The organism is Lachnospira pectinoschiza (assembly GCF_020564355.1).
GTDB classification, from domain to species: domain Bacteria; phylum Bacillota; class Clostridia; order Lachnospirales; family Lachnospiraceae; genus Lachnospira; species Lachnospira intestinalis.
This window is the reverse complement of the sequence record NZ_JAJCRR010000002.1, coordinates 471,343-482,995: the sequence shown is the minus strand read 5'-3', so window position 1 is coordinate 482,995 and position 11,653 is coordinate 471,343. Positions and strand designations below refer to the sequence as shown.

The 11,653-nt window shown below is 39.9% G+C and carries 11 protein-coding genes; 4 read left to right on the top strand and 7 right to left on the bottom strand.

Annotation, left to right across the window (positions count from 1 at the left end):
* Positions 1–97 precede the first annotated feature (97 nt).
* A complete protein-coding gene (locus LI288_RS05445; protein WP_227089699.1) occupies positions 98–919 on the top strand; it encodes a histidinol-phosphatase HisJ family protein in 822 nt (273 codons plus the stop codon).
* A 7-nt stretch (positions 920–926) separates the two neighbouring features.
* On the opposite strand, the gene LI288_RS05440 is transcribed toward LI288_RS05445, so the two are convergent.
* Positions 927–2,081, bottom strand: coding sequence for a cysteine desulfurase family protein (locus LI288_RS05440; protein WP_022431269.1), 1,155 nt, complete (start codon positions 2,079–2,081; stop codon positions 927–929).
* 93 nt (positions 2,082–2,174) lie between these two features.
* Here LI288_RS05440 and LI288_RS05435 point away from each other — a divergent pair, with 93 nt between their 5' ends.
* Positions 2,175–3,677, top strand: coding sequence for an oligosaccharide flippase family protein (locus LI288_RS05435; protein ID WP_227089697.1), 1,503 nt, complete (start codon positions 2,175–2,177; stop codon positions 3,675–3,677).
* A 50-nt stretch (positions 3,678–3,727) separates the two neighbouring features.
* On the opposite strand, the gene LI288_RS05430 is transcribed toward LI288_RS05435, so the two are convergent.
* Positions 3,728–4,039 carry a hypothetical protein gene (locus LI288_RS05430; RefSeq protein ID WP_227089696.1) on the bottom strand — a complete coding sequence of 104 codons (312 nt, stop codon included), beginning with the start codon at positions 4,037–4,039 and terminating at the stop codon, positions 3,728–3,730.
* Between the two features lie 271 nt (positions 4,040–4,310).
* Between LI288_RS05430 and LI288_RS05425 the strand changes: the two genes are divergently transcribed.
* Both LI288_RS05425 and LI288_RS05420 read left to right on the top strand, forming a co-directional pair.
* Complete coding sequence (locus tag LI288_RS05425) at positions 4,311–5,570, top strand: DNA polymerase Y family protein (RefSeq protein WP_227089695.1); 1,260 nt, start codon at positions 4,311–4,313, stop codon at positions 5,568–5,570.
* A 118-nt stretch (positions 5,571–5,688) separates the two neighbouring features.
* Complete coding sequence (locus LI288_RS05420; RefSeq protein ID WP_227089694.1) at positions 5,689–6,672, top strand: hypothetical protein; 984 nt, start codon at positions 5,689–5,691, stop codon at positions 6,670–6,672.
* A 48-nt stretch (positions 6,673–6,720) separates the two neighbouring features.
* On the opposite strand, the gene LI288_RS05415 is transcribed toward LI288_RS05420, so the two are convergent.
* The 5 genes from LI288_RS05415 to LI288_RS05395 all read right to left on the bottom strand — a co-directional run bounded on the left by LI288_RS05415 (position 6,721) and on the right by LI288_RS05395 (position 11,626).
* Positions 6,721–7,365: a YoaK family protein gene (locus LI288_RS05415; protein ID WP_227089795.1), complete on the bottom strand. Its 645-nt coding sequence runs from the start codon at positions 7,363–7,365 to the stop codon at positions 6,721–6,723.
* Positions 7,366–7,438: 73 nt separating this feature from the next.
* Positions 7,439–7,924 carry a hypothetical protein gene (locus LI288_RS05410; RefSeq protein ID WP_227089693.1) on the bottom strand — a complete coding sequence of 162 codons (486 nt, stop codon included), beginning with the start codon at positions 7,922–7,924 and terminating at the stop codon, positions 7,439–7,441.
* 20 nt (positions 7,925–7,944) lie between these two features.
* Positions 7,945–8,853: a homoserine O-acetyltransferase MetA gene (metA, locus tag LI288_RS05405; protein ID WP_022431276.1), complete on the bottom strand. Its 909-nt coding sequence runs from the start codon at positions 8,851–8,853 to the stop codon at positions 7,945–7,947.
* Between the two features lie 93 nt (positions 8,854–8,946).
* Positions 8,947–10,926 (bottom strand): NAD-dependent DNA ligase LigA, encoded by a 1,980-nt coding sequence (gene ligA / locus LI288_RS05400; RefSeq protein WP_227089692.1) that lies wholly within the window; start codon positions 10,924–10,926, stop codon positions 8,947–8,949.
* A complete protein-coding gene (locus LI288_RS05395; protein ID WP_227089691.1) occupies positions 10,910–11,626 on the bottom strand; it encodes a pseudouridine synthase in 717 nt (238 codons plus the stop codon). The genes ligA and LI288_RS05395 overlap by 17 nt, the downstream gene beginning before the upstream one ends.
* Between the last annotated feature and the right edge of the window lie 27 nt (positions 11,627–11,653).

Below are 11,653 nucleotides of genomic sequence, written 5' to 3'. Positions count from 1 at the left end.
TTTTCAAGTTGAAATCTTACACTATTCTTCAAATTTATTTTATGATATACTAAAAGAGCTATGATAAATGCCGTTAACACGGCGGATTGGAGATATAATGCAAGGCTTTGAAAATTTATCGGACTGCCACTTACACTGCCATTTTTCTTCGGATTCTGAAGCTTCACCGGAATCTATGATAGATAACGCAGTCAGACTGGGGCTGTCTCACATCTGTTTTACAGACCACAATGACTATGATTACCCGAAAGAAGATGGAAAAACCGTCTTTTTGTTGGATTTAGATGCTTATTTAGAAAAAATATCTGTATTAAAGAAAATTTATAAAGATAAAATTGATGTCCGGATCGGTGTGGAACAGGGTCTGCAGCCACATCTTTGTGAACAAATTAACAATTATGACCCTGCACACCGGCTGGATTTTATCATTGGATCAACACATTTAGTGGACGGAAGTGACCCTTATTATCCATCTTTTTGGGAACATCACTCACCAAAGGAAAGTATCTGTACTTATTTTGAAAATATTTACAAAAGTATCTGCTGCTGCGATAATTTTGACGTTTACGGACATTTAGACTACGTTGTCCGCTATGCACCTAAGAAAGATGCAGACTACCAGCCTGCGGATTACACGGACTTGCTGGATATGATTTTAAAAAAACTGATTGAAAACGGAAAAGGCATTGAAATCAATACAGCAGGACTTCGTTATGGTTTAAAAGAGGCAAATCCATGCTGTTTTATTTTGAAACGTTACCGCGAACTGGGCGGCGAAATCCTCACAACCGGTTCCGACGCCCATAAGCCGCAGGATATGGCATTTGCTTTTGATATTATTGTGGATTTACTCAAAGACTGCGGTTTTTCTTATTACACGCTTTTCCATCAGCGAAAGCCCGAATTTATCCGCCTTTAAAATATTTTCACAAAAAGTTCTGGTAATCCTCGGACTGTTCCCGCAATTGGGCAATATCATTTTTCAGGCAATTCACAACGTAATCAATTTCCTGGCGGGTGATTTCTTCATTAATGGTAAAACGGACTGTTGCGAAACTTAATTCATCCGGCAGTCCGATAGATTTTAATACGTGTGAAGGCATACCGGAGCCTGTAGAACAGGCAGAACCCGCCGATGCACAAATTCCCTGCTTATCCAGCATTACAATCAACGTCCCGCCATCAACAAACTGAAAGCTGAAATTCATGTTTCCCGGAAGCCGCTTTCTGCTGTCCCCGTTTAAACGTGAAAAAGGAATCTCTGTAAGAACTCTGTGAATCATATAATCCCGCATCCGCATTTCATATTGTGTCCGCACCGGTTTATTTGCCATGGCAGTCTGCGCCGCCTTTGCAAAACCGATAATCCCTGCCGTATTTTCCGTGCCTGAGCGCATCCCACGCTCCTGTCCGCCGCCGTGGATAAACGGTGTCTTTACACAGCCCTCGCGGATATATAAAAATCCAATTCCCTTCGGTCCGTTTAATTTGTGTGCACTGGTACTGAGCATATCAATCTGCATGGCATTGACATCAATATCCATATTCGTATATGCCTGCACTGCATCCGTATGAAACAAAATACGGTGTCTGCGTGCAAATGCACCAATTTGCGCAACCGGCTGAATTGTGCCAATCTCATTATTGGCTGCCATTACTGAAATTAAGAATGTATCCGGACGGACTGCCCGCTGAATATCCGTAAGACGGACAATCCCATTTTCAGCCGGACGGATATAAGTCACATAAAACCCTTCCTTTTCAACTGCTTCACAGCTTTTTAAAATTGCATGATGTTCCATTGCTGTTGTAATAATGTGTCCCCTGCGGTGTTCCTCGGCTGCAATTTTGACTGCCCAGTTGTCCGATTCTGTTCCACCTGATGTAATATAGATTTCTTGCGGCTTTGCCTGAATGGTCTTGGCAAGAAATGCCTCTGCGTTATTTATATCGTTTTTTACATCTGCTGAAAATGTATAAGCACCGGATGGATTGGCATACCGTTTTCCCATATAAGGCAGCATCGCATTGATAACTTCCGGGTGCAGCCGGGTTGTTGCGGCATTGTCCATATAAATCATACTGCCATCCCCTTTTTTCATTTCTTATTAATAATATATTCAATGCATGCATATATTGATAATAATTGTTTGACATTCCGGTTGGTTACAACGATGAACTTTTCATTTAATAAAAATGCTGTATTAAAAGGAACTGTAATTTTGACACTGGCTGGTATTATCAGCCGGATTGCGGGATTTTTTTACCGTATTTTTTTAACCCGCCAGATTGGTGCTGATGGTATAGGAATGTTCCAGCTTGTCACACCGGTGCTTGGCATTGCATTTGCGCTATGCTCTGCCGGTATTCAGACTGCCATTTCACGATTTTGTGCTGCAAAAAAATTTCAAAGTACATGGCTTTTTGCCGGTTTAGCCGTTGCACTTCCGCTATCTGTTCTTTTTACATTTTTCACCTATGCTTACGCAGATTTTATTGCTGTACGGATTTTTCTAAACAAAGACTGCTCCCGTTTTATCCAGATTCTTGCAATTGCTATTCCATTTTGTACTTTTCACAACTGCGTAAACGGCTATTATCTCGGAAAAAAGCAGGCTGGACTCCCTGCATTTTCCCAGCTGTTTGAACAGTTTGCACGGATTGGTGCCGTTTATTTGTACACTGTATACTGTACACAAAACGAACGTCCTGTTTCTGTTTTATGCGCCGTTTACGGTAATCTTGCCGGTGAAGCAGCTTCCTGCCTGATTTGTATCCTTGCTCTGCTGATTGATAAAACCGTAACATTCCGGTTTCATTCTTTACCTGAATGTATCAAAAAAACCGTGGTGTTTTCTATTCCGCTGACTGCCAACCGTCTTTTAATGCATCTGTTGCAAAGTGGAGAATCTATTTTGATTCCGGCACAGCTTGTGCTTTTTGGCAATACGCAGAATGAGGCTTTAAGTATTTATGGTATTCTTATGGGGATGTCCCTTCCGCTTATTTTGTTTCCGTCTGCCATAACCAATTCCATGGCTGTCATGCTTCTGCCGGAAGTTTCCGGTGCGCAGGCAGACGGTGACAATGCACGGATTGTACATACTTTGAACCGCTCCCTGCAAATCTGTATGGCAATGGGATTTTTAAGCACCGCACTTTTCTTATTTTATGGTGCTAAAATGGGGGCTATTTTGTTTAAAGAACCGCTTGTTGAAAATTTTGTCATGATTCTTGCATGGCTGTGTCCTTTTTACTATCTGACAACAACACTTGGCAGTATTTTAAACGGTCTTGGCTGTACTACCCTGACCTGTGTCCAGACCATTGCCGGAATTCTTGTGCGCATTGCTTTTCTTGTTCTGCTCGTTCCCAAAACCGGTATCCGCGGATATCTGATTGGCACGCTGGTTTCACAGATTTTGGTCTGCATTGCACATTTTCTATATTTAAACCATCTGTTTCATATCGGTTTTCCGGTCTGGAAATACATCCTGCAGCCGCTTTTATATACAGCTGTTTCAATTTTATTTTCACAGATGTTCTGCCGTTTATTGCTGTTTTTAGGAACGGACTCACTGTTTTTCCGGCTTTTTACCGGTGCCTGCTGTGCCGTCTTTATTTTTGTGGTATTAATAAAATCTTCATTTCTGACAGCAGAACGCACCCGGCTGTGAGCAGCCCCACGTAGTTTTAAATCTTTTAATTCCGGCATTATTTCATACAATTACTGCGGCAGTACGGCATCCAGCAGTGCGGGTGCCGTATCCCACTCACCCCTGCGTGTTTCATACTGCTCATGCAGCCAGTTAATTGCTTCTTTGCGGCCTTCAACACTGCTTTCAAAATACTGTGTTGTCTTTTTTTCATCTGGAACTGCTATCGAAGCATACGGTCCTAACCAAACCTGTACCATCAATTTAAAATCCGGTTTTTCTCCGGTATTTTTTATCAGATAACGCATACCGTGATGTTCACCTGTATATACTCCGCCATACTTAAAAAAATTGTATGGCATAATTTCTTTTTCATCCATCATTTTAACCTTTTCTCCTTTTCGCCGGCTTTTCCGCCATGCACGAGCAGGAAAATGAATTTTCCTGCTCTGTCGGGCGTTCGCCCTATCGTCCGGAAGTCTAGAAAAGAACTTTGTGCAAGCACAGTTCTTTTCTAGACTTCCGGACGGCATGGCTCATTGCTTACGCACATTATAACATGATTTTATATGTTTTTTTATATAATTTTATGCTGTTTAAAGATTTACACAGAACATTTGTTTTGATATACTGTTAAAAATAAGGAGGTTTTTCATGAGCGATTTTCCATCACACATTATTTATCATATTGATGTAAACAGCGCATTTCTTTCATGGACTGCTGTAAAGCGGCTTCGTGACAATCCGGAAGCGTTAGATATCCGGACAATTCCGGCTGTTATCGGCGGAGATGAAAAGAAACGGCATGGCATTGTTCTTGCAAAGTCTGTTCCCGCTAAAGCCTATGGCATCCAGACAGGAGAGCCTCTTGTACAGACCCGGAAAAAATGTCCTGATATTTTAATTGTTCCGCCTGATTTTGCAACATATGTATCCATGTCCGAACAGCTTATGAATTTTTTGAAACAGACTGCGCCTGTTGTTGAACAATATAGCATTGATGAAGCATTTTGTGATATGACAGGTACCGGTCTGTTGTACGGCGATCCGGTTGCTTTTGCACACCAGCTTAAAGACGATATTTTAAACCGCTTTGGCTTTACAGTTAATATCGGTATTTCAACAAATAAACTGCTTGCTAAAATGGCATCTGATTTTAAGAAACCAAATCTTGTGCATACACTTTTTCCTGAAGAAATCCCCAAAAAAATGTGGCCGCTCCCTGTGGGAGAACTGTTTTTTGTCGGACCTTCAATGTGCAAAAAGCTGGAAGCCCTGGGGATTCATACGATTGGTGATGTTGCCGCCAGCAATCCGCAGCTGCTTGTGAGCCATTTTAAAAAGCACGGAGAACTGATCTGGAATTATGCAAATGGATTTGATATTGAACTGCCGGTAAACCACAAAGCTGCCAATAAAAGCTTTGGCAATTCTGTTACACTGCATTTTGATGTTACAGATGCTGAAAATGCAAAGACCATTCTTCTTTCCCTCAGCGAAACAGTCGGTGCACGAATCCGCGCAGAACACGCTTATATTGGTGTGGTGTCTGTCACAATTGTTGATAATGAATTTCGACACCTATCCCGTCAATGTACGCTTTCTACACCAACAGATATAACAGAAATCATCTATGAAAATGCCTGCCGGCTGTTTGATCTGACATGGAATCATGTTCCAATCCGTCTGCTCGGTGTTTCCACGGCACATGCGACAGACACTGCTTTTCATCAAATTAACCTTTTTGATGAAGATAAAAATGAACGGTTTGCGATGTTGAATAAAGCGGTTGATTCCATTCGGGATAAATATGGTGAAGACAGTATTAAACGGGCACGTTTTTTAGATAATGGCTGCACCCATATGTCCGGAGGCTTAAACCGCGAAAAACGCAGTCACAAAAAGAACTCTTAATTTTTTGGAGATTCAGCCGATATACATAAAAGTATAATGGTACAATGCTTATACAAAAATACACCAAACAAAATGCGATTAAAATAAATGTCAGTCTGACAGAATGGAGTGTTTATAGATGTCTATTACAATTAATGCTTCGGCAATTTTAAATAATTTGACAGCAAACAATTCTTATGCTTTTTCATCGACAAAAAGAATTGTAAAGTACAACAGCGATGCAGATGAAACCCGTCAGAGTGCTTCTTCACTCAAGCATAAATTACGTTCTTTAAAAGATATTGATACATCGGACGGACCTACTGCACGTACACAGAATAAAATCAAAAGTTTTGTAAATACCTATAATGATTTAATGTCTTCCGCATCCGGTATAACCGGTTCCAAGAAACTCACAAAGTACATGGATAAAATGGACAGCCTGTTTTCCGAATATGAAGATTCATTAAAAAGTCTTGGTATTACACGTACTTCAACGAATAAATTAAAATTCGATACTACCAATTTTTCAGATGTAACAAGCACAAAACTGGATGCTGTTTTTGGTGAAGATGAGCATTTTGTAAGTGACAGCATTAAATATGCCAAAGCTATTTCTTCTGCTGCGCAGCAGGCTTTAAATACACCAGAGAATGTACTTGGAACAACCACTATTTCTGTATCTGCCGATAATACAGCCCTGGCTCAGTCTGATCAGCTCTTAGCAGCTGCCACAAAAAATCTGTATTTAACAGACTATGCATCCGTGCAGGCGCAAACCTTAGTTACCTATTTAAAAAATTATACAGAACAGTATAACAATACATTGCAAAACCATACTTCCGCTGATTTAAATTCAACAGAAAACGGTTATCTGAATGCTATGAAAAATGCAACACAGAATGTAAAGAACCAGCTTCTGCCTGTCGGCATTACAGTCACCGATGACGGTACACTTTCTTTTGACGAAACAGCCGTTTCTTCGGATAATATCGAAAATGTAAAAAATCTGTTTGGTTCTTCATCTTCTTATGGAACAATTATAAAAGGATATGCCGAAAAACTTTTTTCAAGTCTTGTGCAGGCAGATTCATCTGATTTAAATATTGATTACTACGCATAAAAAGAAGTGGGTAAACATTTTATGCTTACCCACTTCTTTTAACTATCACTATCTTAATTTTTCCAAAAACATCAGCAGAAAACTGATAAACAGCAATATGCAAGATATCCAGATAACATGAATCCCATAACAGACAGATAAAATACCACCAATGCCCGCACCAATGGCAAAGAAAAAGATAATTCCAAAATAATAAAAGGTCTGCCGCAGATGTTCAGCTTTTTTATCTCTTAAATACAAAGACAATGCGGCTGTTCCGCTTCTTAAATTTCCGATACACATTGTGCTTGCATAAGAATAGCCACCCACTTTGCGGAATGTCTGCACCTGCATTGCACAGGCAAACGATACCATTACGGTTGCTATCATATTATAAGCATTTGGAATAAATCCTACAATCGCGAGTATCCCTATTTCGGCCAACAAAATTCCCTGCCGCCAGTGCATTTTTTTAGCATACTTGAAGCGGTTCTGTACATTTTCTGCAACAAAGACCCCAAATACAAATGCCAGTAAAGGGAACAAATACCGCAGCCCAATCTGCCATTCCCGGTTCATAAAATGCTGGCTCATCAGGACAACATTTCCCGTCTGGGCATTTGAAAAAACCTCATCTCTTGTATTGTATGTATACGCATCCTGAAAGCCTCCGGACAATGCCAGAAATACACTGTTTACAAATGCTTCAGACATCTGTTTTTCTGACAGCAGATGTTTTATCCAAGTCTGTTTATGACTGCTCAATGCACGCACCTCCAAAGTCTGATTAAGCAATTTCTAATTTATCTTTAATCTTCCGGATATCATTTTCCATTATATTCGTCCGGACAAGAAGGAGTTCCTTTTCGTTTTCTACCTTCAATGCTTCATCCAGTTTTCTGCACAAATCGGCATGTCCCTCTGCAATAATTCTGATATTGCGGTTTGTTTCATTCTCAATGGTCATTTCAATACTGGATACACGGCCTTTTAAATCCCGTATGTCCGTTTTCATGCCTTGCATATCAGTCTTCATTCCCCGCATATCAGTCTTCGTACCTTGCATATCAGTCTTCATACCCTGCATATCAGTCTTCATACCTTGCATATCAGTCTTCATACCCTGCATATCAGTCTTCATTTCTTTCATATCCGACTTCATGTTCTGCATATCTGCCTTCATATTCTGCATGTCAGTCTTCATTTCCTGCATATCGTTTTTCATATTCTGCATATCAGAATAAATTGCCTGTAACATTTCGTTTTCTGTCATAGAATGTCCTCCCCTTATAATTAGTGCCACTCATACGGTGTGCTTTGGTATACGTAATAGTTGAGCCAATTCGTATATAGATTATTGGCATGGCTTCTCCATGATAATATCGGTCTTTGCGTCGGATCATCATCGGGATAATAATGTACCGGTAAAGTCGGCATAATGCCTTTTTTCACATCCCGCTTATACTCCTGATCCAGTGTCATACGGTCATATTCAGGATGTCCCATTACAAAAATCTGTTTGCCTTCCTGTGCCATGACAATATATATTCCGGCTTCTTTTGAATCCGCCAGCACTTTCAATTTCGGATTGTTTAAAATATCCTCCCGGCAGGCCTCCGTATAGCGTGAATGCGGTGCCATAAAAAAGTCATCAAATCCACGTACCAGCGGTTCTTTTTTATTCATTACATGATGGCGGTATATTCCGGATAACTTCTTTTCCAGCTGTACCTTTTTTACCCCGTAATGATAATATAATCCCGCCTGTGCCGCCCAGCAGATATGAAGTGTTGACGTAATATGTGTTTTAGACCACTCCATAATCTGAGATAATTCTTTCCAGTAATTCACCTCATCAAAATTCATCTTTTCAACCGGTGCACCTGTAATAATCATCCCATCAAATTTGCGGTGTTTAATATCTTCAAATACCTCATAAAACTTCTTCAAATGGGAAGCTGAGGTGTTTTTTGAAATGTGTGTTGCCATCTGCAGAAAAGTAATATCAATCTGTAACGGTGTGTTTGAAAGTCCCCGCAGAAGCTGTAATTCCGTATCCTGCTTAATCGGCATCAGATTCAGAATTAAAATCTGCAATTCACGGAAATCCTGTGTCATTGCTCTATGTTCATCCATTACAAATATATTTTCATTTTCCAGTTCTGCCTTTGCCGGCAAATCACTCTGTATTTTAATTGGCATAATTTCCTCATTTCCGCACAACGCTTTTATTCCTGTTGGTTTGTGCTTACGCAGTCACACTATAGCATATTTTCTCTTTATCGGCAACCGTCATCATCTGCCATCATCATTCATCGGTGCCATTTCAAGGAATTCGTTTTCTGTTATTACAGGAACTCCCAGTTTTGCCGCAGTCTTATTTTTAGATGACGTAGAATGGCTGTCGTTATTAATCAGGTATGATGTCTTTCCTGTCACAGAACCGGTCACCTTGCCGCCAAGCTGTTCAATGCGTTCTTTTAACTGATTTCTGTTTTCAAAATGTTCCAATGAACCTGTAATTACAAACACTTTACCGGTAAGAATCTGATTATTCTGATTGTCCGGCGCTTTTTCAATGTGCATTTCCTGCAGCAGCTTATAAAATTCTTCTTTATTTTTTTCATTTTCAAAATAGGAAGCAAATGTATCTGCAATGACTGCACCTACGCCGTCTATTTTCTCAAGTTCCTGTCTTCCGGCATGAATTATTTTTTCTATATCGTTACCTAATGCCTGCACAATCATCTTGGCATTGGAAAGTCCTACATTTGCAATGCCAAGTCCGTAAATAAATTTCGGCAGCGTTGTATTTCTTGAATTTTCAACAGATGTCAGCAGATTCTCATAGGATTTTTCCCCGAATCCGTCTAAAGCAATAATTTCATCACGGAATTTTTCCAAATGGTATAAATCACAGAAATTTTTTAAAAATCCGTGCTGAATAAATTTTTCCAGTGTTGCCTCTGACAATCCATCGATATTCAATGCATCTCTTGATACAAAATGGGCAAAACTTTTTACATGTTTCGCCTGACAGTCTTCATTGATACAGTAAAGTGTTTTGACATCATTAACCTGTTTAATCTGCGTTTTCCCGCCGCATACCGGACAGACTTCCGGAATCTCTAAATTACCGCTTTGTGTAAGATTTTCTGCAATCTGCGGAATAATCATATTCGCCTTAAATACTTTAATGCGATCACCAATACCAAGTTTTAAACTTTCAACAATACTGATATTATGCACACTTGCACGACTGACCTGCGTGCCTTCAAGCTCTACCGGGTCAAAAACGGCAACCGGATTAATCAGACCGGTTCTTGAAGCACTCCATTCTATTTCTCGCAGTGTCGTTTCTGCGGTTTCATCTGTCCATTTAAACGCCATCGCATTTCTTGGAAACTTTGCTGTTCTTCCCAAAGAATCTCCATATGCAATATCATCATATAAGATTACCAGACCGTCTGACGGAAAATCATTTGTTACAATTGTTTTTTCAAACCATTCTATCGTGTCTAAAATCGTGTCTTTTGTAACCATTTTATATTCAACAACCGAAAACCCCTGATCTTTAAGCCACTCAAACTGTCGTTGTCTGGAATTATCAAAATCAACATCCTGTGCCGATACCAGTGTAAATGCAAAAAAATGGACATTACGCTGTGCCGTAATTTCATTATTTAACTGTCTGACAGATCCGCTGCATAAATTTCTCGGATTTTTATATTTTGCATCGGCTTCCGGAATCTGTTCGTTAATACGCTCAAAATCTGAATACGTAATAATCGCTTCTCCACGCAGAACAAGTTTTCCTTTAAAAGGAATGGTCACAGGAACATTTTTAAATACTCTGGCATTATTGGTAATAATTTCTCCTACTTCGCCATTTCCTCTTGTAACAGCTTTTTGCAGTTGTCCATTGTCATAGGTCAATACAATTGTCAGACCGTCCAGCTTCCATGAAAGCAGACCTTTCTGACTGCCAAGCCACTCTGCCAGCGCTTCCGGACTTTTCGTCTTATCAAGACTTAACATTGGAGATTCATGACGTTCTTTAGGCAGTTCACTAAGCACCTCGTAGCCGACATTTACGGTCGGACTATTTGAAAGAATATAACCTGTTTCTTTTTCAAGCATACCCAATTCATCATATAAAGCATCATATTCATAATTAGACATCAGTTCCCTGCCCTCTGAATAATAGCTTTTCCCTGCCTTATTGAGTAATTCTACCAATTCTTTAATTCTGTCCATTTTACTTTGCTGAATCATATAACTGCTCCTTTAACTGCTGATATTCTGCTTCTGTCACATTCCGGTATTCTCCGGGCTTTAAATCTCCCAATAAAATATTCATGATACGGATTCTTTTGAGCTGCACAACTTCCCTTCCCTGTGTACTGCACATACGCCGGATCTGCCGGTTTAATCCCTGTGTAAGGATAATGCGGAAGGTTTTCTTTCCCAATGCGGTTACTTTGCACGGTTTCGTTGTTCTGTCTAACTCCGCCAGATATATTCCTCCAGACATTGCCTTAATAAATGAATCATCAATCTCTTTATTTACGGTTACAATGTATTCCTTTTCGTGACCGTTGGCTGAACGGAGAATTTTATCCATCATCTCTCCGTTATTTGTCATTAAAATTAACCCTTCTGAATCTTTATCCAGCCTGCCAACCGGGTAGATTCTTTTAGGATACCCAATATAATCAACAATATTATTATCACCCTGATTTGCCGTTGTCGTACACACGATTCCCGTTGGTTTGTAAAATGCCAGCAAAATCTTTTCATCTTCTTCTATAATTGATTTTCCATCGACAAAAACTGTCTGTCCATCTGTCACTTTACTTCCCATTTGTGCAGGAATGCCGTCTATGGTTACTCTGCCCTGTTCTAACAGGCGGTCTGCTTCCCTTCTGGAGCAATATCCCGCACTGCTTAAATATTTATTAATACGAACTTCCATGTTTTCTCCAATTCTTATTTCACAAGC